The organism is Streptomyces sp. NPDC030222, assembly GCF_055573115.1.
Genome location: NZ_JBVICA010000031.1, coordinates 56,357 through 79,091, shown reverse-complemented (window position 1 = coordinate 79,091; position 22,735 = coordinate 56,357). Strand labels below are relative to the sequence as shown.

The 22,735-nt window shown below is 72.6% G+C and carries 15 protein-coding genes; 8 read left to right on the top strand and 7 right to left on the bottom strand.

Annotation, left to right across the window (positions count from 1 at the left end):
* Positions 1-280 precede the first annotated feature (280 nt).
* The gene (locus ACZ4Z5_RS31395; RefSeq protein ID WP_468269306.1) at positions 281-502 is read right to left on the bottom strand and encodes a hypothetical protein; all 222 of its coding nucleotides are present in this window, start codon (positions 500-502) and stop codon (positions 281-283) included.
* 212 nt (positions 503-714) lie between these two features.
* Complete coding sequence (gene afsR, locus ACZ4Z5_RS31390; protein WP_468269304.1) at positions 715-3,702, bottom strand: SARP-family global regulator AfsR; 2,988 nt, start codon at positions 3,700-3,702, stop codon at positions 715-717.
* Positions 3,703-3,868: 166 nt separating this feature from the next.
* Between afsR and ACZ4Z5_RS31385 the strand changes: the two genes are divergently transcribed.
* Positions 3,869-5,086 carry an amidohydrolase family protein gene (locus ACZ4Z5_RS31385; RefSeq protein ID WP_468269302.1) on the top strand — a complete coding sequence of 406 codons (1,218 nt, stop codon included), beginning with the start codon at positions 3,869-3,871 and terminating at the stop codon, positions 5,084-5,086.
* Here ACZ4Z5_RS31385 and ACZ4Z5_RS31380 read toward each other — a convergent pair.
* Positions 5,083-5,472, bottom strand: coding sequence for a hypothetical protein (locus ACZ4Z5_RS31380; RefSeq protein ID WP_468269300.1), 390 nt, complete (start codon positions 5,470-5,472; stop codon positions 5,083-5,085). The two genes, ACZ4Z5_RS31385 and ACZ4Z5_RS31380, sit on opposite strands and share 4 nt — an antisense overlap.
* Positions 5,473-5,733: 261 nt before the next feature.
* Between ACZ4Z5_RS31380 and ACZ4Z5_RS31375 the strand changes: the two genes are divergently transcribed.
* Positions 5,734-6,657: an LLM class F420-dependent oxidoreductase gene (locus ACZ4Z5_RS31375; RefSeq protein ID WP_468269318.1), complete on the top strand. Its 924-nt coding sequence runs from the start codon at positions 5,734-5,736 to the stop codon at positions 6,655-6,657.
* Positions 6,658-6,837: 180 nt separating this feature from the next.
* Positions 6,838-7,599 (top strand): SDR family NAD(P)-dependent oxidoreductase, encoded by a 762-nt coding sequence (locus tag ACZ4Z5_RS31370; RefSeq protein ID WP_468269298.1) that lies wholly within the window; start codon positions 6,838-6,840, stop codon positions 7,597-7,599.
* 70 nt (positions 7,600-7,669) lie between these two features.
* Here ACZ4Z5_RS31370 and ACZ4Z5_RS31365 read toward each other — a convergent pair whose 3' ends face one another.
* Both ACZ4Z5_RS31365 and ACZ4Z5_RS31360 read right to left on the bottom strand, forming a co-directional pair.
* Positions 7,670-8,749: a CU044_5270 family protein gene (locus ACZ4Z5_RS31365; RefSeq protein WP_468269296.1), complete on the bottom strand. Its 1,080-nt coding sequence runs from the start codon at positions 8,747-8,749 to the stop codon at positions 7,670-7,672.
* A complete protein-coding gene (locus tag ACZ4Z5_RS31360) occupies positions 8,746-9,402 on the bottom strand; it encodes an RNA polymerase sigma factor (protein WP_468269316.1) in 657 nt (218 codons plus the stop codon). The genes ACZ4Z5_RS31365 and ACZ4Z5_RS31360 overlap by 4 nt, the downstream gene beginning before the upstream one ends.
* A gap of 214 nt (positions 9,403-9,616) precedes the next feature.
* Between ACZ4Z5_RS31360 and ACZ4Z5_RS31355 the strand changes: the two genes are divergently transcribed.
* The 4 genes from ACZ4Z5_RS31355 to ACZ4Z5_RS31340 all read left to right on the top strand — a co-directional run bounded on the left by ACZ4Z5_RS31355 (position 9,617) and on the right by ACZ4Z5_RS31340 (position 16,311).
* Positions 9,617-10,741 carry an LLM class flavin-dependent oxidoreductase gene (locus tag ACZ4Z5_RS31355; protein WP_468269294.1) on the top strand — a complete coding sequence of 375 codons (1,125 nt, stop codon included), beginning with the start codon at positions 9,617-9,619 and terminating at the stop codon, positions 10,739-10,741.
* A gap of 511 nt (positions 10,742-11,252) precedes the next feature.
* On the top strand, positions 11,253-12,992 hold the full coding sequence (locus tag ACZ4Z5_RS31350) for an N-acyl-D-amino-acid deacylase family protein (protein WP_468269293.1): 1,740 nt from the start codon (positions 11,253-11,255) through the stop codon (positions 12,990-12,992).
* Positions 12,989-14,461, top strand: a complete 1,473-nt coding sequence (locus ACZ4Z5_RS31345) for an aldehyde dehydrogenase family protein (RefSeq protein ID WP_468269291.1) — start codon at positions 12,989-12,991, stop codon at positions 14,459-14,461. The genes ACZ4Z5_RS31350 and ACZ4Z5_RS31345 overlap by 4 nt, the downstream gene beginning before the upstream one ends.
* A 272-nt stretch (positions 14,462-14,733) precedes the next feature.
* Positions 14,734-16,311, top strand: coding sequence for an APC family permease (locus tag ACZ4Z5_RS31340; RefSeq protein ID WP_468269289.1), 1,578 nt, complete (start codon positions 14,734-14,736; stop codon positions 16,309-16,311).
* Positions 16,312-16,394: 83 nt separating this feature from the next.
* Here the strand turns inward: ACZ4Z5_RS31340 and ACZ4Z5_RS31335 are convergent, their stop codons facing one another.
* Positions 16,395-19,325, bottom strand: a complete 2,931-nt coding sequence (locus ACZ4Z5_RS31335; protein WP_468269287.1) for an ATP-binding protein — start codon at positions 19,323-19,325, stop codon at positions 16,395-16,397.
* Positions 19,326-19,658: 333 nt separating this feature from the next.
* Between ACZ4Z5_RS31335 and ACZ4Z5_RS31330 the strand changes: the two genes are divergently transcribed.
* Complete coding sequence (locus ACZ4Z5_RS31330) at positions 19,659-20,777, top strand: isoafricanol synthase (RefSeq protein ID WP_468269285.1); 1,119 nt, start codon at positions 19,659-19,661, stop codon at positions 20,775-20,777.
* 165 nt (positions 20,778-20,942) lie between these two features.
* Here ACZ4Z5_RS31330 and ACZ4Z5_RS31325 read toward each other — a convergent pair whose 3' ends face one another.
* Positions 20,943-22,679 (bottom strand): hypothetical protein, encoded by a 1,737-nt coding sequence (locus tag ACZ4Z5_RS31325; RefSeq protein ID WP_468269283.1) that lies wholly within the window; start codon positions 22,677-22,679, stop codon positions 20,943-20,945.
* Positions 22,680-22,735 lie beyond the last annotated feature (56 nt).

Here is a 22,735-nt window from a genome sequence, read left to right as displayed (position 1 = left end):
AGTGTGTTCTGGTTAGGGGAGGGGTTAGGACAGGACGCAAATGGGGCAGGTAGACGAAACAGGGGGGCAGGGGACCCGCCCCCCCCCTCCCTCTCCCCCCCCCCGCGTCCGGCCGTTCGCCGCCGGCCCTGATGCGGGTGGTGCGCTCCGCGCGAGATCCCCCCAAGGTCCCTCGCCGCCCCCGTGAGCGCGGCCCGCCCGGCGGCCCGGACATCCGGTGTCCGCGGCGGCTCCCTCCTTCAGGCCGCCTCGAACGCCCCCCTGTGGTCCGGTGCTTGGCTCAGACCGTCTCGCCGGTGGCGTGGAAGTCGTTCGGCTTGGTGCCGGTGGCGTGGAAGTCGTTCGGCTTCGTGCCGGTGGCGTGGAAGTCCGCCGGCTTGGCGTCCGCGCCGGTGGCGTGGAAGTCGGCCGGCTTGACGTCGCCGTCCTCGTTCACCGTGCCGCCCGCAGGGGCGCCGGTGGCGTGGAAGTCGTTCGGCTTGATGATCTTGTCGTCGGCCATGTCGGCAACTCCTTCGTAAGGTGGGGCAGTAGGTCGGTGAGTGCCCGCCCAGCCGTTCCCCCGTGGACTGCCGGGCGGGCGCTCGGGGGCCGATCACCTCTATGGGTCATGGCCCTGGCCGACCCATCTGCCCCCCGACGCGACGGATCGACAAGGAAAAGACTGCCAACCCGCGATAAACGATTGATGAACGCCCCTCCGCGGTTCCCGTTTCAGGCGACGACCGCGGGATTCAGCAGGGAGCGAACCTGGTCGGCCTCGGGTGAGCGCAGTGCGTCGAAGAGCGCGAGGGCCTCGGTCCAGCAGGCCCGGGCCCGGTCGGTGTGCCCTATCGCGGTGAGTCCGCGACCCAGGACGGTCAGGACGTTGCCGCGCCGCCAGTCGCCGCCGATGCCGTGCAGGAGGGCGAGCGACTGCTCGGCCTGGGCGGCGGCCCGGGCGGGCGCCCGGTCGGCGAGGTCCACTTCCGCGAGGCGCAGGAGCGTCATCCCCTGCCACAGCCTCTGCCGGCTGTCCCCGAAGGTCTCCAGGGCCTCCACGAGTATCGTCCGCGCCTCGGCGTGCTGGCCCGCCTGGGTGAGGGCCATGCCGAGCGCGTACTTGCCGTTGGCGAGCCGCAGGGCCAGCCCGGTGTCCGCCTCCTCGTAGATGGCGACTCCGCGCACCGCGAGGTCGACGGCGCTCCCGGTGCGGCCGGTGGCCAGGTGCACCCGGGAGAGGTTGCAGAGGGCGCTCGCCTCGCCGGGGGTGTTCGCGTCGTCACGGAAGGCGGCGATGGCCTCCTCCAGATGGGCCTCGGCGTCCCCGTGACGGCCTTCGTAGAGGGCGATGATCCCCCGCTGGTTGGGTGCCTGTCCGCACACGACGGGGTCGAGGGCGGTGCGGCCCAGTTCGAGCGCCAGCCGTGCCTGCGCGTCGGACTCGGTGAACTGACCGGCGATCCCGTGCAGATGGCTGAGGATGATGCGGGCCCGGGCCTCGGCGCGGGCGTCCCCACCGACCGCGGCTGCCTCGCACACCGCGGTCGCCGACTGGACGAACTGCCGGCAGCCCGCGCCGGACTCGCCCAGGTCGATCGCCGCCGTGAGCAGGTCGGCGGCGCGGCGGAGGTTTCCGGGGCGGGCCGCCGCCTGCTGGACGCACGCCAGAAGTCCGCCCGCCTCGGAGAAGAGCCAGTCGAGGGCCTTCTCGCGGCTGTGGAAGGCGAGGCCCGGGTACTCGCCGTGTTCCAGGTGGTCGAGGACGCGTTCGCCCGGCCGCTCCATGGCGTACACGGACGTCGCCGTCGCCAGGTAGAAGTCCAGCAGCCGCGACATCGCGGCCTCCCGCTCGCTCGGCGGCTGCTCGTCGCGTTCCGCGCAGGCGCGGGCGTAGAGGCGTACGAGGTCGTGGAAGCGGTAGCGGCCGGGCGCGGCGCTCTCCAGGAGGGAGATGTCGACGAGGGCTTCGAGGAGGTCCTCGGTCTCGTGGTCGGGGAGGCCGAGGACCGCGGCGGCCGCCGGGAGGGAGATGTCGGGGCCGTCGGCGAGGCCGAGCAGGCGGAAGGCGCGGGCCTGGGCGGGTTCCAGCGCGCCGTAGCCGAGTTCGAAGGTGGCCTTGACGGCGAGGTCGCCGGCCTGGAGTTCGTCGAGGCGGCGGCGTTCGTCGGCGAGCTTCGCGGCGAGGACGGAGACGGTCCAGGTGCGGCGGGCGGCGAGCCGGGCCGCGGCGATGCGCAGGGCGAGCGGCAGGAATCCGCAGGCGGCGACGACGTCGAGCGCGGCCTCGCGCTCCGCCGCGACGCGCTCCTCCCCGACGATGCGGGTGAAGAGCTGGAGGGCTTCCTCGGGGGACATCACGTCGAGGTCGACGAGGTGGGCTCCGGCGAGGTCGACCATTCGGACCCGGCTGGTGATGAGTGCGGCGCAGCCGGGGTTGCCGGGCAGCAGGGGGCGGACCTGGGCGGCGTCCCGGGCGTTGTCGAGGAGCACGAGGACGCGGCGGCCGTCGAGGGAGGAGCGGAACAGTGCCGCGCGTTCCTCCATGGTGTCGGGGATCGCGGAGTCGGCGTGGCCGAGGGCGCGCAGGAACGCGCCGAGGACGGTCTCGGGTTCGGCGGCGCGGGCGCCGGCGCCCTGGAGGTCGGTGTAGAGCTGGCCGTCGGGGAAGTGGGCGCGGGCGGCGTGGGCGACGTGCACGGCGAGGGTGGTCTTGCCGACGCCGCCGATGCCGGCGAGCGCGGACACGGCCATCACGCTGCCTTCGGCGGTGGTGATCCGTTCGCACAGTTCGCGGACGAAGGCGGAACGGCCGGTGAAGTCGGGGACGCTGGCGGGGAGCTGGGCGGGCCGCACTGGGGCGGCCGCGGCGGCCGGCGCGGGTTCGCCGGGCAGGGCCAGTTCCGCGTCGGCGCGCAGAATGCGTTCCTGGAGGTGGGACAGCTCGGGGCGCGGGTCGACGCCGAGTTCCTCGGCGAGCAGGCGGCGGGTGTCGGCGTACACGGCGAGGGCCTCGGCCTGGCGGCCGCTGCGGTACAGCGCGAGCATCAGCAGCTCGCGGAGCCGTTCGCGCAGCGGGTGCGCCGCGGTGAGCGCCGTGAGTTCGGAGACGGCCTCGGCGTGGCAGCCGGTCTCCAGGTCCAGGTCGAGGCGGGTCTCCAGGAGCTGGAGGCGCCACTCGGCGAGGCGGGTGCGCTGGTGGTCGGCGTACGGGCCGGGCACGCCGGCGAGGGGTTCGCCGTCCCACAGGTCCAGGGCCGCGACGAGGAGCCCGCGGGCCGTGGTGCGGTCGCCCGTGGCGCGGGCCTTGTCGGCGGCGGTGGCGAGTTCCTGGGCGGCGGTGAGGTCGATCCGGCCGGCGCCGGAGCGGATGGCGTAGCCGCCGGACTCGCTGGCGAGCACGTTGGGGCCGAGGGTCTTGCGCAGGCGTGAGGCGTAGGTGCGGAGTGCGGCCAGGGCCTGGGAGGGCGGTTCCTCGCCCCAGATGCCGTCGATGAGTTCGGCGGCGGTCGCGGTGCGTCCGTCACGGAGCAGGAGCGCGGCGAGCAGGGCGCGCTGCTGCGGGGATCCGGAGGGCAGGGCTTCGGTGCCGCGCCACGCGCGTACGGGCCCGAGCACGCCGAAGCGCAGACCCGCGTCCGTCGTCGCCTGGGTCTGCGCCTCCCGTGCGGCCGGAGCCGGTGTGCGCTGCTCCGGCACGTACGGCCCGCTGGAACGGTCCATCGCTGCCCCCTGTAGGCCAAACCGCTGCTGTGCCCCGGTCAGTCTGCCTTGTCCCGGCGGTCCCGTCAGCACGGGGCCCGCGTCTGCACAGGATCCGACGACGGGCCGTGGGCCCTTGCTCCACACGTAGCTGACGCCTCGTCAGATCAGCGCTACGGTGAGACGCATGGAGACCTTCCCCAAGATCATCTCGGTGGACGACCACACCGTGGAGCCGCCGCACGTCTGGCGAGACCGGCTCCCTTCGAAGTACCACGGCACCGGACCCCGCATCGTCCGGGCGCCGCTGAAGGAAATGACCTTCCTCGGCGGGAAGTTCGCGCCCGTGATGGGCGCGCCAGGCGACGACGGCCCGGTGGGCGACTGGTGGGTCTACGAGGACCTGCACCGCCCGCTGACCCGCCTCGACACGGCCGTCGGCTACGACAGGGACGAGATACGCCTGGAGGTCATCACCTACGAGCAGATGCGGCCCGGTTCGTACTCCGTGCCCGACCGGCTCGCCGACATGGACGTCAACCACGTCCAGTCCGCGCTGTGCTTCCCGACCTTCCCCCGCTTCTGCGGCCAGACCTTCACCGAGGCCAAGGACCGGGAGCTGGGGCTGCTGGCCGTTCGCGCGTACAACGACTGGATGGTCGAGGAGTGGTGTGGTCCCGACGCCGGCGGGCGGCTGATCCCGCTGACCCTCATCCCGCTTTGGGACGCGGAGCTCGCCGCGGCCGAGGTCCGCCGCAACGCCGCACGCGGCGTGCGTGCCGTGGCCTTCTCCGAGATCCCGCCCCACCTGGGGCTGCCGTCGGTTCACACGGACGAGTGGGACCCCTTCCTCGCCGCATGTGACGAGACCGGCACGGTCATCGCCATGCACATCGGCTCCTCCAGCCGGATGCCCTCCACCTCGGCCGACGCCCCGCCCGCCGTCGGCTCCACGATCACATTCGCCAACTGCTGCTTCTCGATGACCGACTGGCTGATGAGTGGCAAGTTCGAGCGATTCCCGCACCTGCGGATCATGTACGCGGAGGGCCAGATCGGCTGGATCCCGTACATCCTGGAGCGTGCCGACGTCGTCTGGGAGGAGAACCGCGGCTGGGGCGGGGTCGCCGACAAGGTCCACCGCCCGCCGTCCGAGCTCTTCGCCGGACATGTCCACGGCTGCTTCTTCGACGACGCCTTCGGCCTCCGCAACCTCGACGCGATCGGCGTCGGCAATGTGCTCTACGAGACCGACTACCCGCACTCCGACTCCACCTGGCCGAAGTCCCGCGAGGTCGGCGAGGCCCAGATGGCCCACCTCGCCCCCGACGTCGTCGAGCGGATCGTCCGCGGCAACGCCATCGACCTGCTGGGGCTGACCGCCGACGGCCTGTGGGCAGGCTAGGGAGCGGTCCCGGGACCCTTCAGGGCGCCACGAGGGCGTCGCGCCCGGAGGGCGGGGACATCTCGTCGCCGCGGTACGGTCCGTTCCGACGGGTCGGCGGGCCGACGGGTCGGCGGTCGTCCGGCGTCCCGGCTGCGGCAGGCGGCGGCCGCCACCGCGAGGCCGAGGACGCCCCAGCCCGCCGACGGGTGGGCACCCGTCGTGTTGAACCACACGAGCGTCGTCACGAGGACCGCACGCGTCACCAGGTCGCGCGGGCGCCAGGTCCGCCACAGCGGCATGAGGAACAGGGACGTCCCGACCGCACCCAGGCAGACGACGATGTCGAGGTCGAGGTTGTGCAGACCCGAGATGTGAGTGCTGCGGTACCCGTCCTGGAGCGCCATGGGGTCCACTTGTGGCCAGCCGTTGCCGATGAGCGGGTTGGTGGCCTCGAGTGCCCCTGCGTTCCGCCGCCCTCCGCCGGGTCGTCCTCCGTTTCGAGAACTCGGCGCAGCGCAGCCGACGTGCGGAAACGGCCCGTGACGGGGACGGGACCGCGGGCGTGGCGGGGTCCCGGGCCGGAGGGCACCTTGTCTGACGCTGTGTCAGGTATCACGATGAGGGTTCCCGTCGGCCACGAGCGTCAGATGCAGGGGGTCCACTCCATGCCCGCCTACGGCATACAGCTCCCCGTCCAGTCCCAGTCCACGCTGTTCGCCGAACCCTGGGAGACGGAGGCCGGGGCCGCCGAGCTCGTCGAGGTCGCCAGGGCCGCCGACCGGCACGGGTTCGCGTACATCGCCTGCTGCGACCACGTGGCGATACCGCGGCGGCTCGCGGCGGCCATGAGCACCGTCTGGTACGACCCGGTCGCCACCCTCGCCCACCTCGCGGCCGTCACCACCCGGGTGCGGCTGCTCAGCCATGTGGCGGTCGTCGGGCTGCGCCACCCGCTCGTCACCGCCAAGCAGTACGCGACCCTGGACCACCTCTCCGGGGGACGGCTGCTGCTCGGTGTCGGAGCGGGGCACGTGCGGGAGGAGTTCGAGGCGCTCGGCGCGGACTTCGAGCGGCGCGGGGCGGTCCTGGACGAGACCGTCGACGCGCTCCGGGCCGCGCTCGGCCCGGACGAGTACCCGGAGTTCCAGGGCGACCGGTTCGCCTTCGGCGACCTGGGGCAGCGGCCGCGCCCGGCGCAGACGAGGGTGCCGGTCTGGGTCGGCGGGTCGTCCCCTGCGGCCGTCCGCAGAGCCGCGCTCAAGGGCGACGGCTGGCTGCCGCAGGGCGACCCCCGGGACCGGCTGCCGGGCCTGATCGCGACCCTGAGACGGCTCAGGGAGGAGGCGGGGATCACCGCCCCGGTCACCGTCGGGGCGATCGCCGAGCCCCTGTACGTAGGGGAACCCGACTGGCACACGGGCCGGCGCACCCTCACAGGCAAGCCCGAGGCGATCGCGGAGTCGCTGCGCGCGTACACGGCGATGGGCGTGGACCAGATCCAGGTGCGGTTCCGCTCCCGCGGGCCCGCCGAACTGACGGATCAGATGGCGGCGTTCGCCGCGGACGTGGCCCCGCACCTCGGGAGCTAGGGGGTGGCGGCTCCCCTGGCGGCGGGGCCGCGGGACGGCGGGGTGGCGGCTCCCCTGGCGGCGGGGCCGCGGGACGGCGGGGCAGTACGGCGGCGGGACGGCGGGACGGCGGGGCAGCGGCGCAGTACGGCGGCGGGGCGGCACGGCAGCGGATCGAGGTTCAACGCCTGGAGGGCACCCATGGGCAAGCTGGACGGACGGGTCGTCGTCGTCACCGGAGCGGCGCGCGGCCAGGGCGAGCAGGAGGCACGGCTGTTCGCCGCGGAGGGGGCCAGGGTGGTCCTCGGCGACGTGATCGACGACCAGGGCGCCGCCCTGGCGAAGGAGCTGGGCGAGGACACCGCGCTCTACGTGCACCTGGACGTGAGCCGCGAGGAGGACTGGGCGGCCGCGGCCGCCCGGTCGAAGGACGCCTTCGGGAAGATCGACGGACTGGTCAACAACGCGGGCATCCTGCGCTTCAACGAGCTGGTCAGCACCCCGCTCGACGAGTTCCAGCAGGTCGTCCAGGTCAACCAGGTCGGCGCGTTCCTCGGGATCAGGACCATGGCGCCCGAGATCGAGGCCGCGGGCGGCGGCACGATCGTGAACACCGCGTCGTACACGGGGATGACGGGGATGTCCTTCGTCGGTGCCTACGCCGCGACCAAGCACGCGATCCTCGGCCTCACCCGGGTCGCGGCCCTGGAGCTGGCCCCCAAGGGGATCCGGGTCAACGCGATGTGCCCGGGCGCCATCGACACGCCGATGAGCAATCCGCAGGGCACCGATCCGGAGGCCCTGGACGACCTGTACCGGCGGCTTGTCCCGCTGGGGCGGGTGGGGCAGCCGGAGGAGGTGGCCCGGCTCGCGCTGTTCCTGTCGTGCGCGGACTCCTCGTACATCACCGGGCAGCCGTTCGTCATCGACGGCGGCTGGCTGGCGGGCGTGTCGGTGCTCTGAGGCCGGGGCGTCATCCGGGCGTCGCCGCCGTCCGGAAACCGCCCCGGCCCCAGGAGCCGTCGTCGGTGCGTCAGCCCGCCTGGGCCGGGATCTGCTTGATGTCGTCGACGATGGCCCGCTTCATGACGGCGCTGGTGTAGATGAGCGTGCCCGGCTTGAACAGGACGCCCTGGTCGTTCATCTCCTTCACCTGGACGGAGCGCTTGCCCAGGAAGACATGGGTCTTCTTGTCGAAGATCCACTCCTCGCGCTGGCCGCCGGCCTCGTCCAGCCGGGCCACCGCCACCCCGTGCCGGCCCGCCGCGTCCACCGCGTCCTGCACGACGACGACACCGGGGATCTTCGCGGCGGCCTTGAACAGGGCCGGGTACAGCTCCGCGGGCGGGTAGCTCTCGCCCAGCAGGTCGCCGATGGTGGTGAACGCCTGCTGGTCCCGCGAGTTGCCCATGCCCTCGGTCTCTTTGTAGATCTTGGCGAGCAGTTCGTCGGGGTTGGTGGTCAGCTTGGCCAGCAGGTCGTACGAGGGGGCGTTCAAGGTGGCCACCGGGGTGTTGCCGTACTCGTCGGGGAGGCTCAGGGTCTCCCCCTCGGGGTTCTCGTTGACGGCGGGGTCGATGAGCCAGCCCTTGGTGCCGTCGGGGGACTCCCAGATCTGGCGGGTGTGCAGCTCGTTGCTGACCAGGGTGGTCTTGTCGCCGACGGTCCTCGGGTAGGTCTCGGCCCCCTGGGACTCGATGTAGATGTACTGGCCGGGCTTGACCGCCGGGTGGGGCTTCCGGGCCGCCTCCAGCGAGATCCGGTCGAGCAGTTGCGGTACGCCCTTGGCGCTCGCGACGCCGACCGTGGTGGTCAGGGCCGGCCCGGTGGCGAGGCCGCCGCTCTCCTTGCCCGGCATCACCATCAAAGCGATGACCGTCCCGGCCAGGGCGGCCGCCATGGCGGGCAGGGCGATCGCGGGGCGCGGCAGCCGGAAACGCCGTGCCTTCGCCGGGGCTGCGGTCTGCGTGTGCTGTTCCTGCTGGATGTGGGCCATCAGACGCTCCTTGTGGAACTGGTGACGGCCCGCCGGCAGGTCACGCGCCGTCCGGGCCAGCAGCTCTCCGCGGCCTTCCCACTCGGCCGGACTCTGCCGGGACGTGCTCGCGTTCATCGGTTTCCTCCCTGCGCGGGCCGGACCACGTTGACGTGGTCACCTCTTGTCTGTCGGGCCGGGCGGCTGCCTTCCCGTTTTCCGCGCAGGAACTTCTGCGTGCTGCCGGCAGCCGCACCGGCCGGTTCGTCGCCGGCGAGCGCGCGCAGCTTCTTGCGCGCCCGGGACAGGCGGGAGCCGACGGTGCCGACGGCGATCCCGAGGGCTTCCGCCGCGGCTTCGTAGTCCAGGCCCTCCCCGAGGCACAGCGCCACCACCTCGCGCTCCGTCCTGCGCAGCGAGGCGAGGGCGGCCAGGGCCTTCGCGAGGCGGCGCCGGTCGTCGACCCGTTCGGCCACTTCTTCGGCGTGGTCCGGAACCGACAGCTCGGCCGCCGCGGCCGCGTTCGCCGCCGCCCGGTACCGCCGGTTGCTCCGGTACTGGTTGCGCGCCGTGTTGGTGGCGATGCCCAGCAGCCACGGCCGCAGGGAGCCGCCCTCGGGATCGACCCTGTCGCGCAGCCGCCACGCCTCCATGAACGTCGCGGCCATCACGTCCTCCGCCGCCGACCAGTCGGCGGTCAGCCGGAAGGCATGGTTGTAGACCGCGCGGGCATAGCTGTCGAAAAGCTCCGCGAACGCGCTCGAATCCCCGGCCCGTATCCGGGTACGCATTTGAGTGCTCACGTCCATGAGCTGTCCGGCACCACCCGCCGGCTTCCCGTGACCTGTGTCACATCTCGCCTCTCCTGGTCGACCGGTACATCGATCCCGGCCGATGGCCCACGACGGCAGACCCTAGGGTGCCCACCGGTCTTGACGGTGGGTGCCCCCGGTGGAACAGTCGACCCATCGATCTGACGGTCCGTCAGAAACGGAGGGGGTTCCCGTGGAATTCGGGCTCTTTGTCCAGGGCTATGTGCCCGCCGCGCGCGCCGAGGCCGATCCCCTGGCCGAGCACAAGGCGCTGATCGAGGAGACCGAGTACGTCATCCAGGCCGACAAGTCCGGCTTCAAGTACGCCTGGGCCTCCGAGCACCACTTCCTGGAGGAGTACTCCCACCTCTCGGCCAACGACGTCTTCCTCGGCTACCTGGCCCACGCCACCGAGCGCATCCATCTCGGTTCCGGCATCTTCAACCCCCTCGCCCCGGTCAACCACCCCGTGAAGGTGGCCGAGAAGGTCGCGATGCTCGACCACCTCTCGCGCGGGCGCTTCGAGTTCGGATCGGGGCGCGGCGCCGGCAGCCACGAGATCCTCGGCTTCCTCCCCGGCATCACCGACATGAACCACACCAAGGAGATCTGGGAAGAGACCATCGCCGAGTTCCCCAAGATGTGGCTCCAGGACGAGTACGAGGGCTTCCGGGGCAAGCACTGGTCCCTGCCCCCGCGCAAGATCCTCCCGAAGCCGTACGGGCCCGGACACCCGGCCATGTGGTACGCAGCGGGCTCCCCGTCGTCCTACGCGATGGCCGCGCGGAAGGGCCTCGGCGTCCTCGGCTTCAGCGTGCAGAAGGTCTCCGACATGGAATGGGTCGTCGACTCGTACAAGACGGCGATCAAGGAGGCCCGCCCGGTCGGCGGCTACGTCAACGACAACGTGATGGTGACTTCCACCGCGGTCTGCGCGCCCACCCACCGGCAGGCCGTGGAGATCGCCGTCGGGAGCGGGCTGAACCACCTCCAGTCGCTGCTGTTCCGCTACCACGACACCTTCCCGCGCCCCGAGGGCATCCCCGAGTGGCCCGAACTCCTCCCCGAGTACACCGAGGAGATCATCGAGCTGCTGATCGCGGAGGAGCTGATGATCTGCGGCGACCCCGACGAGGTGCTGCGGCAGTGCAAGCGCTGGGAACAGGCCGGCGCGGACCAGCTCTCCTTCGGCCTGCCGATCGGGGTGTCGTACGAGGACACCATGACGACGATCAAGCTCATCGGCGAGTACGTCATCCCGAAGATCGACACGGATCCCGTGCACCGCACGTCGCGCTTCCGCGCGTCCGCGGAGTAGGGGATCCTCCGGCGGACCACGGCCGGGCCCGGTCCGGCCCGCCCCGGTACCGCGGCTTGCGGCGTTGTCACCGGTCGCCGATGCTCCGCATGGACTGTCCCGCTGTCTTCGGAGGGGGACCCTCACTCTCCGCCTTGCCGTCGACGGCACCGGGCGACCCGGGCTGTCCGGCCCTGGTCCGCCGGACACCCCCTGGAGCGGGGCGGCGCCTTCCCGGAGCACCGCCTCATCCGGCCGGTGTGGGCACGGAGGCGGCCCTCCGTGCGCACACCGGCCGGCACCACGTACGTCCCCCGCGCACCCGTGCCGTAGTCCGTGGTCCGGGCCCGTACGCCTCGGGGTAGCCCCCGGGGTGTACCCCGGGGCGCCGGACGCCCGTACGCGACATGCCGGGACGCCGTTCGCCGGAACACCAGCACACGGTTCGCCGGAACACCCGCACACGGTTCGCCGCAACACCCGCCGTACGCCGCAACACCCGTACGCCCCAGGAGCGAAAGGGACGCCAGTCATGCTCGACCACCTCATCAAGGGCGCGACCGTCGTGGACGGCACCGGCGCCCCCTCCTACGTCGCGGACGTCGGACTGCGGGACGGGCGGATCGCGGTCATCGCCGAACCGGGCCGGGCCGGCGAGGCCGCGCGGACGTCCGAGGACGCCGACGGGCTGGTCCTCGCCCCAGGATTCGTCGATCCGCACACCCACTACGACGCCCAGCTCTTCTGGGACCCGTACGCCACCCCGTCCATGAACCACGGCGTGACCACCGTCGTCGGCGGCAACTGCGGTTTCACCCTCGCCCCGCTCAACCCCGCGCGGCCCGAGGACGCCGACTACACCCGCCGCATGATGTCCAGGGTCGAGGGCATGTCGCTGGTCGCCCTGGAGGAAGGGGCGCCCTGGAACTGGCACAGCTTCGGCGAGTACCTGGACGCACTCGAAGGGCGGATCGCGGTCAACGCCGGATTCATGGTCGGCCACTGCGCACTGCGCCGCCACGTCATGGGGCCCGACGCCGTCGGAGGGCAACCCGGCACGGAACAACTGGACGCGATGCTGCGGCTGTTCCACGAGGCCATGGACGCCGGCGCCTGGGGCCTGTCCACCACCCAGTCCGCCACCCACTCCGACGGCGACGGCCGGCCCGTCGCCTCCCGGCACGCCCTGCCCGGGGAACTGCTCGCCCTCGCCCGCGCCGTCGGCGACCACGAGGGGACCCAGCTCGAAGCGATCGTCGCCGGATGCCTCGACCAGTTCTCCGACGACGAGATCGACCTGTTCGTCGAGATGACCGCCGTCGCCGGGCGGCCCCTGAACTGGAACGTCCTCACCATCGACGCGGCCGTCCCCGAACGGGTGCCCCGGCAGCTGGTCCCCAGCGAACGGGCCAGGAAGGCGGGCGGCAGGATCGTCGCCCTCACGATGCCCATCCTCACTCCCATGAACATGTCGCTCGGCACGTTCTGCGCGCTCAACCTCATCCCCGGCTGGGGAGACGTCCTCGGCCTGCCCGTCCCGGAACGGATCGCGAAGCTCCGCGACCCCGCCGTGCGCGCCGAGATGCTCCGCCGGGCGGACAGCACGGAGGCCGGGGTCTTCCGGCGCCTGGCGAAGTTCGACCGGTACGTCATCGGTGACACCTACAGCGCGGAGAACGCGGGCCTCACCGGACGGGTCGTCCGGGACATCGCCGCGGAGCGCGGCCAGGACCCGTTCGGGTGCCTCGTCGAGGTCTGCGCCAACGACGATCTGCGGACCGTGCTCTGGCCCATGCCGACCGACAACGACCCGGCGAGCTGGGACCTGCGCCGACAGACCTGGGACCACGAGGACGTCATGCTGGGCGGCTCGGACGCCGGCGCCCACCTCGACCGGATGTGCGGCGCCCCCTACACCACCCGCTTCCTCGGCGACTGCCTGCGCGGCCGCCGCCTCGTCGGCCTGGAACAGGCGGTGCGCATGCTCACCCGCGACCCCGCCGATCTGTTCGGGCTCCGCGGACGCGGCCGGATCACCGAGGGCTTCCACGCCGACCTCGTGCTCTTCGACCCGGCACGCATCGACGCGGGCCCCGCCGCCCTCGTCCACGACCTGCCCGGCGACAGCCCGCGCCTGGACTCGCGCGCGGCGGGCATCGTCTCCGTACGGGTGGGCGGCACCGAGACCGTCCGCGACGACCGGATCACCGGTGCCGTGCCCGGGACCGTGCTCCGCTCCGGCCGCGACACGAGGACGGTGTCCACCCGATGAGCCCCGCCCTCCCCAAGGAACGCCTCTGCATAGGGGGCCGCTGGACCGAGCCGGAGCACGGCCACTACGAGGTCGTCGACCCCGCGAGCGAGGACGTCGTCGGTCTGGCGCCCGAGGCGAGCCCCGCCCAGGTCCACGCCGCCGCGGCCGCGGCCCGGGAGGCGTTCGGGACGTGGTCCAGGACCGCGCCCGAGGAACGCGCCCGCATCCTCGACCGCGCTGCCGGCGTCATCCAGCGCGACATCGACCGGAACACCCGGACCGCCCAGGCCGAGACCGGTGCCACCACGGCGACGGCCCGTGCGATGCAGGTCGCGGTGGCCGCCGCCCGTTTCCGGCGGTATGCGCGCGGAGCCCTGGAACCCGTCGAGACGCCCCTGCCGCCGCAGATCAACGAAGCCGGGCCGATGGGCCGGGGCGGGGTCGTCGGTGCGCTCGCCGTCCGGCAGCCGGTCGGCGTCGTCACCTGCATCACCTCGTACAACAACCCCTGGGCCAACGCCGCGGGCAAGGTCGCGCCGGCGCTCGCCATGGGCAACACCGTCGTCGTGAAGCCCGCCCCCCAGGACCCCCTCTCCGTGCTCCGCATGGCCGCGGCACTGGAGGAGGCAGGTGCCCCGCCCGGGGTGGTCAACGTGGTCACCGGCTCGGCGACCGCGGTGGGGGAGGCCGCGGTCGCCTCCCCGGACGTCGACATGGTCAGCTTCACCGGCTCCACCGCCGTGGGGCAGCGCATCGCCGAGGTGTGCGGACGCGGGATGAAACGCCAGCTGATGGAACTCGGCGGCAAGGGTGCCGCGCTCGTCTTCGACGACGCGGACGTGGCCGCGGCGGTGTCCGGCATCGGCACCACCTTCGCCTTCTACAGCGGGCAGATCTGCACCGCCCCCACCCGCGTGCTCGCCCAGCGCGGTGTGTACGGGCGGCTCGTCGAACGGCTCGCCGCCTACGCCGGCCGGCTGAAGGTCGGCGACCCGCGGGAGCGGGACACCGTCGTCGGCCCGGTGATCTCGGCCGCGCACCGGGACCGGGTCGAGTCGTACGTCGAGCCGGCCCTGAAGGAGGGAGCCCGGCTCGTCACGGGCGGCCGCCGGCCGGCCCTGGACCGCGGGTTCTACGTGGCGCCGACGCTGCTCGCCGACTGCACCGCGGACATGAGGGCGGTGCGCGAGGAGATCTTCGGTCCGGTCGTCGTCGTCCTGCCCTTCGACGACGAGGAGGAGGGCATCGCCCTCGCCAACGACAGCGACTACGGATTGCTCGACTACGTCTGGTCCGGTGACCCGGCCCGTGCCTTCCGGGTGGCGCGGCGGCTCCGGGCGGGCGGCGTCGGGGTGAACACCGTGGCCCGCAACATGGAGGCACCCTTCGGGGGCTTCAAGCGCAGCGGGGTGGGCCGCGACGTGGGTTCGTACGCACTGCACGCGTACAGCGAGACCCAGGCGATCGTGTGGCCCGGCGGGACGTGATCCGGCGGGACGTGATCCGGCGGGAGGTGACCCGGCACGGCGAAGGCGTGTGACGCAGGCCACAGGGAAAAGCCGGATCGGGCGAAACGGTCGGCCGGTGCGTATTTCGCATGACGGGGCGATCGGGGTCGCACCTGCCTGAGGGTGGGTGTGATCTCCCTTCGATCTTCGATTCATCGAACCGAAACCCTCTTCCTTCTCGTATTTGAAGGCGATCGGGGGGTGAATCGAGAGCGGTGTCTATGGAAACCGCAGCATTTAACTTCCTGTCCATGACTGAGCTGGCAGTACGGCCCCAGGCCGGAGACACGGTAACGGGCGTCCCCGCCCAGGACGGCGGCACCGGCGGCGGCGTCCGCTCCAAGGGCCTCGGCGGGAACTCCGTCGGCCTCCTCGGCAGTGCCGTCATCGGCATCTCGACGGTGGCCCCCGTCTACTGCCTGACCTCGACCCTCGGCTCCACCGCCGGCGAGGTCGGCCTCCAGATGCCCGCCGTGTTCCTGGCCGGCTTCCTGCCGATGCTGCTGGTCGCCTTCGCCTACCGCGAGCTCAACAAGGTCATGCCGGACTGCGGCACCTCCTTCACCTGGACCGTGAAGGCCTTCGGCCCCCGCATCGGCTGGATGTGCGGCTGGGGCCTCGTCATCGCGACGATCATCGTCTTGTCGAACCTCGCCGGCGTCGCCACGTCCTACTTCTGGCTCCTGGCCGGTGAGATCTCCGGCAACCCGGCGGTCGCCGCCCTGGACGACAACAAGGCCGTCCACATCGGCACCTGCCTCACCCTCATCGCCATCGCGACCGCCATCAGCTACCGCGGCATGACCGCGACGAAGGGCGTCCAGTACGCCCTGGTCGGCCTCCAGCTCGCCGTCCTCGCGGTCTTCGTCGTCATGGCCATCCAGAAGGCCGGCACCGGCGCCTTCGACACCGGCGTCGACTTCTCCTGGGAGTGGATGAACCCGTTCGCCGTCCAGTCCTTCGCGGCCTTCACCGCCGGACTCTCCCTCTCGATCTTCATGTACTGGGGCTGGGACGCCTGCCTGGCCACCAACGAGGAGACCACCGGCAGCACCAGGACCCCGGGCCGCGCCGCCCTGGTCGCCATGGTCGTCCTGGTCGCCTCGTACCTGGCCACCGGCATCGCCGCGCAGATGATCGTCGGCTCCGGCGACAAGGGCCTCGGCCTCGCCAACCCGGAGACCTCCGACAACGTCTTCGCCGCGCTCGCCGGCCCCGTCATGGGCCCGGTCCTCGGGATCGCCCTCTTCGTCGCCGTCCTCGCCTCGGCCGCCGCCAGCCTCCAGACCACCTTCATCCCGGTCGCCCGCACGGTCCTCGCGATGTCCGCCTACGAGGCCCTCCCGGCCTCCTACGCCCGCGTGCACCCCCGCTTCAGGACGCCCGGGAAGGCCACGATCGTGGCGGGCGTCGCCACCGGCGTCTTCTACACCGTCATGACCCTCGTCAGCGAGCACGTCCTGGTCGACACCATCTACGCCCTCGGCCTGATGATCTGCTTCTACTACGCGCTGACCGCCTTCGCCTGCGCCTGGTACTTCCGCAGGGAGCTGTTCCGCTCGGCCCGCGACTTCGCCTTCAAGGGCGCCTTCCCGGTCCTCGGCGGCATCCTGCTCACCGCCGTCTTCGGCAAGACCCTGCACGACATGTGGGACCCCGCCTACGGCAGCGGCTCCGCGGTCCTCGGTGTCGGCTCCGTCTTCGTCATCGGCGTCGGCCTGCTGCTGCTCGGCGTGGTCATCATGATCGCGATGCAGCGCCACAGCCCCGCGTTCTTCCGCGGCGAGGTCCTGACCAGGGAGACCCCCTCCCTCGTCGTCGCCGACTGACCCCGACCCACTCGGCCGCTTCCGTCAGGCCCGCACCGCCCGGTTCCCTCCCTCCGGAACCGGGCCCGTGTGCGTACGAGGCCTCAGTGGCGCGCCGATTCCGGTGCGGCCGCCCCGGGCGCGATCAGCCGCGGCAGTCCCGCATGGTCGGAGCCGACCTTGCGGTAGACGTCCGACAGCAGCCGCGTCACCGCGCGCTCCTCGACGTCCAGCGCCTCGGCTATCCGGGTGTTCGACCAGCCGTCGACCGCCCATTCGGCCACCGCCCGTTCCTGGGCGGTGAGCGAGTCGGTGGCCGAGGTCCGCAGCTGGAGCGGCCACAGCCCCGCCGCGTCGAGCTCCTCGCGGGCCCGCGCCGCCAGGGCGTCGGCCCCGCACTGCACGGCGCCCTCCAGGCCCCGGTGGAGCTGTTCGGCGGCTTCCTGCGGCAGACCGGCCAGCCGCAGTGCGACCCCGTGGTCCACCAGGGCGCCCGCCAGGTCGTAGCCGGCAGGGGACCTTTCGAGGTGCGCTACGGCCTCGGCAAGCAGCGCGACCCGCTCGGCGCCGTGGGACACCGCGGCCCGGGCGTGCAGTGCCTGCCCGATGGCGGACTGGGTGCCGAACCTGCGGGCCCGCTGGACGCCCTCGTCGGCGAGTACACGGGCCCGTTCCGGTTCGGCGGTCTCCAGCGCCCGGGCCAGATGGAGCTGCCAGGGACACCACGCGGGGTTGCGCATCCCGCGCGGTTCGAGCCGCTCACCGACCCGGACGAGCTCCTGCTCGGCCTCCCGGCGCATGCCGAGGGCGAGCAGCAGCTCGCTGTACACGGTCTGGGAGTCCGGGTACACCACGGCATTGGGGACGATGTCGCCGTATCCGTACGTGGCGGCGAGCTCCTTGGCGTCCTGGGTGCGGCCGCGGGCGAGCAGGATCTCTATGAGGATGCCGATGGCGAAGTACTGCGCGGGCACCTGGTGCCCGACCCGGTCGGCGATCCGCAGCCCGCCGCGGACCAGGCTCTCGGCCTCGTCGAGACGTCCCCGCCGGTAGCGGATGTAGCCCAGGAGAGTGAAGCCGAACGACAGATGGGCGCCGCGCCACCCCCTGCTCTCGCACTCCCCGATGCCCTTGTCGAACAGCTCCTCCGCCCGCCCGGGCTGGTCGCAGTACATGAAGGTGAGCGCGACCAGCACCGGGACCTCGAAACCCCACTGTTCGTCGGTCCACTTCAGCCCCTCGCCGAGGGCTGCCTCGGCGAAGTGCAGCGCGGTCGCCGCGGGCTCGCCCCGCACCATGGCGTCCCAGGCGCGCAGGCCCAGGATGTACCGCTCGGCGGTGCCCCTGCCGTTGAGGTGGTCGGCGAGCCGGGCGAGCTTGCGCGAGCGGGCCGGCGAGTCCTCCTCGTCGGCCCGGAAGGCGTTCCACATGAACTGTTCCGCCTGCATGCGCAGCCGGGTCCTGGCGTCGCGGGCGCCGCGGGCGGCTTCGGCGACGGTCCGGGCGGCCTCCGCCATCCGGTCCGAGTGGCCGAGCGCCTGCGCCAGCCGGTAGACGATCGCCTCGCGCAGGGCCGGGTTGAGGACGGGTTCGTCCAGCGCGGCCCGCAGGTGGTTCACCGTGGTCGCGGGTTCGGTCAGCAGGGCGGAGCAGCCGAGTTCGAACAGCACGTCGGCCCGCTCGTCCAGGGCGGGCGGTTCCCGGAGGGCACGGGCGAGACAGCGCCGCGCGGCCTCGGGGGCGCCCGCCCTCAGGTACTCGCGGGCGGCCGCGCGGAGCTGCTGCACGGCCCACGGGTCGCTCTCGGGGTGCATCTCCAGGAGGTGGCGGGCGGCCGTGGTGGCGCCCAGTCCCGCGTTCGAGACGATCGCGGCGGCCTGGCCGTGCATGGCGACGCGGAATGCCGCGGGGATCGCCCGGTAGACGGCCGTGGCGACCAACGGGTGGAAGAACTCCAGCTGTTCGTCGTCCGGGGCGTCGGGAGCGGGAACCGCGAGGATGCGGGCCTCGCGGAGCCGGGCGACGGCGTCCGCGGACTCCGCCTCGCCGAGGCCTCCGACGCTCGCGGCGAGGCTGCGGGACGCCTCGGCTCCCAGTACGGCGGCGCTCCAGGCGAACCGGACGGCGGAGGTGCCCAGCCGCTCCAGCCGTTCGACGAGTCCGCCGCCCTTCACCGCCGAGGCGAGCTCGCGCAGTTCGGGCACGTGGACGCCCTGCGGTTTCAGCCCGCGGTCGGCGACCTTGGCGGCCAGCTCGACGGTCTCGAAGGGGTTCCCGCCGGTGACCGCCCAGGTCTCCCGGCAGAACGCCTCGTCGGCCTCCTCGCCCAGGGCGTCCCGGACGATACGGCCGACCGCTCCGGGCGTGAGGGGGACGAGGTCGTGGGGGCGTGAGCCGTGCCGTTCGGCGAGTCGGCCGAACGCCGCGGCATCGGCTGGGAGTTCGTCGGAGCGATAGGCCACCACGAGCAGGATCGGGAGCTCGGTGACCCGCGGTGCGAACCCGGTGAGCCACGCCAGGGACTCGGCGTCCGCCCAGTGGGCGTCGTCCAGCATCACCACCAGCGGGGCGTGCTGCACGGCGAAGCGCGTGGCGATCCAGTCCAGGCCGTCCCGTACGCCCTGGGGGTCGGGGGCGCCCCTGCCGCTCCCCGCCACCAGGCCCACCGCGGGGGCGACGATGTCGTACCAACTCCCCAGTGTTCTGCGGTGCTCCTCCTCGGTGCCCGCCGCGAGGACGGGCTGGACGAGCTGCCGCACGACATGGAAGGCCAGGCCCTGCTCCTGTTCCCCGCCGCGGGCGGAGAGCACCGTGCAGCCGCGGGCCGTGGCGCGCCTGCGCACCTCGGTGAGGAGGGTGGTCTTGCCGAGCCCGGCCGGCCCGGCGAAGGCGAGCAGACCGCCGGCGCCGGGGGCGCCCGATCCTGTGGGGGATCCGCTCAGGTCGTTCAACAGGGCGTCGAGCGCCGCGAGTTCCTGGTCCCGTTCGAGCAGCAGCCGGCGCTGTCGCCCCGACCGGTCTCCCGTGTAGGCCACATCCGTTCCTTCGACCGTGTGTCGTCGTCCCCGAGTACGCGAAGCGTACGCCCGCCGGGACGGTCCGTAGCCCCTCACGAGCGTTTTGGCGCATGGAGACGGCAGGAATCTGATAACACCGGTGGGACGGTGACCGATTTCCCTCGCTCTGGCCACATCTGCCCACCGGTCAGGGGGCGTACGCGCCGTCGCATGCGCCGGTTGCGCGCCCCATGTCACCCGTCAGGGAAGGCCGTTCTGCGCGGGTCGCACCTAGCCTCTTAGGACGGCGAGAACGCGTCATCCACGCACCCCCGAGCCGACGGTGCGTGCCGCGACACCCAGGGGGTGCCCATGGCGTACGCGACGGCTTCCGGCCACCCACCGGTGCCCTCGGACCCGACCCGACGGGCGACGGCCGTCCGGATCCCGTTCCCCGCCCGCTTCAGCCCGCACGCGGAGCGCGCCCGGCGCCACACCCTGCTGTGGCTGCAGGAGACGGGCCTGCTGACCGGGGACGAGGCGACGGCCGAGTACGACGCCCTGCGGCTCGAACGCCTGATGGCGTACTTCTACCCCGACGCGACGGGCGGCGACCTGGAACTGGCGGCCGACTTCAACGCCTGGTTCTTCATCTTCGACGACCAGTTCGACGGCCGGCTGGGGATGAGGCCCGAGGCGATCGAGCGCGTGGTGGACTCCCTCGTCGGGACCATGACGGCACAGGCCGTGTCCCGGCCCGCCGGCGGTCCCGCACCTCCGCTGGTACGGGCCTTCCGGGACATCTGGCGCCGGGCCACCGCAGGCACCCCGCCCCACTGGCGGCGCAGGTTCCGCGCGCACTGGCAGGCCTACATGGCGGCCCACCAGGGGGAGGCGCACCACCGGAACGCGGACCGCCTGCCGTCCCTGGAGGAGTTCCTGCAGATACGCCGGGACTCCATAGGAGTACAGCCCTGCCTCGACTTCACCGAGCGGTGCGGCGGCTACACCCTGCCGGACGAGCTGCACGGCTCCTTCCCGCTGCGGGAGATGCGGGAGATCACCGGCGATGTCGTGATCTTCGTCAACGACATCGTGTCGCTCGTCAAGGAACTCGCGGCCGGGGACGTCAACAACAGCGTCCTCGTCTTCCGCGAGGAGAAGGGCTGCACCCTGGAGGAGTCCGTCGAATGCATCGCCGCCTCGGCCAACGCCCGTACGGCCCGCTTCCTCCACCTCGCCGCGGCTCTCCCCGGAACGCTCGCCGAACGGGGCGTGCCCACGGAGGTGCGCGGCCATATCGACCACTACGTGGAGGGCATGGGCCATCTCATGGCCGGCAACCTCGCCTGGTCCCTCGCCACGTCCCGGTACGACGAGACCGGGATCGCCGCGGTGAGCGGCGGCCGGCAGCGCCCCTGGGCGCACCTCGTGGCGGCAGCCGATCCCGCCCAGGAGCGATGCGCGCGGGGGGCGCCGGCGGACGGCTGAGCGGCCGGGCCGCCCCGTCGAGCAGCCCCGTCGGCTGCGGAGCGGGGCACGAGCGGGGCGGTCCGGCGGCGGGGGTGTCGTAGAGGGGCGGTCCGGCCGCGGGAGTCGCGCGGGGAGGCGGTCCCGCTGTCCGGTTCCCATGCACGGCTCCGGGCACGAGCCCGTTCACCCCTTGCGATCCTGTTCGTTCCACTCCTCGGACATCGCGATGGCCTTCAGGACCGCCAGGTTCAGCGGCGGATTCTGCCGCATCGCGCCCCTCTTCGGATCGTCGGTGTTGTACGCGGTGACGGTCACCTGCTTCCCGCCCGGCCGGACGGCCGTGACGGTCCAGCGGACCACGCCGGCCCCCGCGCCCTCCACCTTCTCCTCCCGGACGTCGAGCAGGACTTCGTCACCGTCGTTGCGCCGTTCCGTGTCGATCCGGACCTCGACGGCACCTGGTCCCAGGCCGTCCAGGTTCCGGACGATCCGTCCGTAGCAGTCGCCCGCACAGGTCGCCGCCCCTCCGAGGCGGTGCGCGTCCATCAGCTCCCCGATCGGCACCACGACATGCCTGCCCCCGGGCTCGGGCCTGGTGGGGCCGCCCGTCGACTCCTCCGGCGCCGGCGGAATGTCGGCGAGGGCGGTCTTCCACTTCTCGGAGGCCACCAGGGCCTCCAGCTGCTCCACGGGCAGCGGAGGCTCGGGCCGCGTGGGCTTCGACCCCTTCCGGTCGGGGGTGTTCCACTCGCTCACCTCGACCATGTCGCCCCCCGCCGAGAGATACGTCGAGGTCCAGAACTTGCGGAACTTTCCGGTCCGGGTGCGGTTGTCCTGGAAGGTCTTGATCCGTGCGCCGTCCGGCAGCATCGTGACGTGGCACCCGTCGGCGGGGACGTTGCTGCCGCGGATGCGGCAGTCGCCGGTCCACCGGCGGACCGAGTGCCCCTGCGGGTCGACGCGGTACAGGTGGAGCGTGACGCCGCTCAGCGCCTCGCCGTCGTCGTACAGGGCGGTGACCGAAGGGCCGAGAGGGTCGGCCGTGCCATGGGCGCGTACCCGGGTGAGGTGTCCGCCCGGGAAGAACTCCGCGAGCGTCCTCGTGAGCTGCTTCCCGTCCACCCTGCCGGTGCCGGTGACCGGCGCCGGGTCCTCCACCAGGTCGTCGTCGGCCGCCCGCAGGGGCAGGGCCGCCAGCTCGTCCCGCCAGATCTCCGCCGAGACGACGTTGTCCATGTCCTGCAGGACGGGTTCGGCCCGGGTCGGCCGGACTCCCTTCGCCGCGGGGGCGTTCCAGGTCTTGAACTGGATCACGTACCCCTCCCGCGTGACCAGCTGGTGCAGCTTGTAGGCGATGTCCTGCTCGCGGTGGGGTGCCTCGTGTCCCTCCGCCCGGAGTTCCCGCCCGCCGTCCTCCACGGTCGCGACACTGCACGTGCTGGTGCCGGTGCTGTCGGTGCCCGCGACGGCACCTTGGGTGCCCTCGGTGCAGGAAGGCCCGGGGTACCTGGGGCGGAACCGGCCGAGCGTGAGGGAGGCCGCGCCCGGACCCTCTCCGTCGTCGTAGACGAACGAGACCCTCACGTACCGGCCGTTCTTCGCCGGGAGCACGCGCTCCTGGCTCACCTTTCCCTTGCCCGGGGGGAGCAGCCCCTTGAGACGTTCCAGTGCGCGTACACCGAGCCCGGTCGTGTTCGCCACGCCGGCGTCGTCACGGCCGTTCCCGAGGAGCCCGCTGTACACGCCTCCCATGCCCAGGACGCCCACCGCGACGACGCTCGCCGCGACCGCCGTGACACGCCGCCGGAACCGCCGGCGGCGGCCCCGGGCGAGACCGCCCTCGGCCAGCCGCCCGGGATCGGTGTCGAGCGTCTCGACGGTGCGCCGCAGGGCGTCGCCGAGCTCGTCTTCGAAAGTCATGGGGGACCACCTGGGTTCGGAGATCGGGGGCGGGTTCGGTTTCGGGGGCGGGGGCG

Bases quoted from the DNA above. Each gene is read 5' to 3' on its own strand.
- ACZ4Z5_RS31395 (WP_468269306.1), bottom strand. From the start codon at position 502: ATGGCCGACGACAAGATCATCAAGCCGAACGACTTCCACGCCACCGGC.
- afsR (WP_468269304.1), bottom strand. From the start codon at position 3,702: ATGGACCGTTCCAGCGGGCCGTACGTGCCGGAGCAGCGCACACCGGCT.
- ACZ4Z5_RS31385 (WP_468269302.1), top strand. From the start codon at position 3,869: ATGGAGACCTTCCCCAAGATCATCTCGGTGGACGACCACACCGTGGAG.
- ACZ4Z5_RS31380 (WP_468269300.1), bottom strand. From the start codon at position 5,472: ATGGCGCTCCAGGACGGGTACCGCAGCACTCACATCTCGGGTCTGCAC.
- ACZ4Z5_RS31375 (WP_468269318.1), top strand. From the start codon at position 5,734: ATGCCCGCCTACGGCATACAGCTCCCCGTCCAGTCCCAGTCCACGCTG.
- ACZ4Z5_RS31370 (WP_468269298.1), top strand. From the start codon at position 6,838: ATGGGCAAGCTGGACGGACGGGTCGTCGTCGTCACCGGAGCGGCGCGC.
- ACZ4Z5_RS31365 (WP_468269296.1), bottom strand. From the start codon at position 8,749: ATGAACGCGAGCACGTCCCGGCAGAGTCCGGCCGAGTGGGAAGGCCGC.
- ACZ4Z5_RS31360 (WP_468269316.1), bottom strand. From the start codon at position 9,402: ATGCGTACCCGGATACGGGCCGGGGATTCGAGCGCGTTCGCGGAGCTT.
- ACZ4Z5_RS31350 (WP_468269293.1), top strand. From the start codon at position 11,253: ATGCTCGACCACCTCATCAAGGGCGCGACCGTCGTGGACGGCACCGGC.
- ACZ4Z5_RS31345 (WP_468269291.1), top strand. From the start codon at position 12,989: ATGAGCCCCGCCCTCCCCAAGGAACGCCTCTGCATAGGGGGCCGCTGG.
- ACZ4Z5_RS31340 (WP_468269289.1), top strand. From the start codon at position 14,734: ATGACTGAGCTGGCAGTACGGCCCCAGGCCGGAGACACGGTAACGGGC.
- ACZ4Z5_RS31330 (WP_468269285.1), top strand. From the start codon at position 19,659: ATGGCGTACGCGACGGCTTCCGGCCACCCACCGGTGCCCTCGGACCCG.
- ACZ4Z5_RS31325 (WP_468269283.1), bottom strand. From the start codon at position 22,679: ATGACTTTCGAAGACGAGCTCGGCGACGCCCTGCGGCGCACCGTCGAG.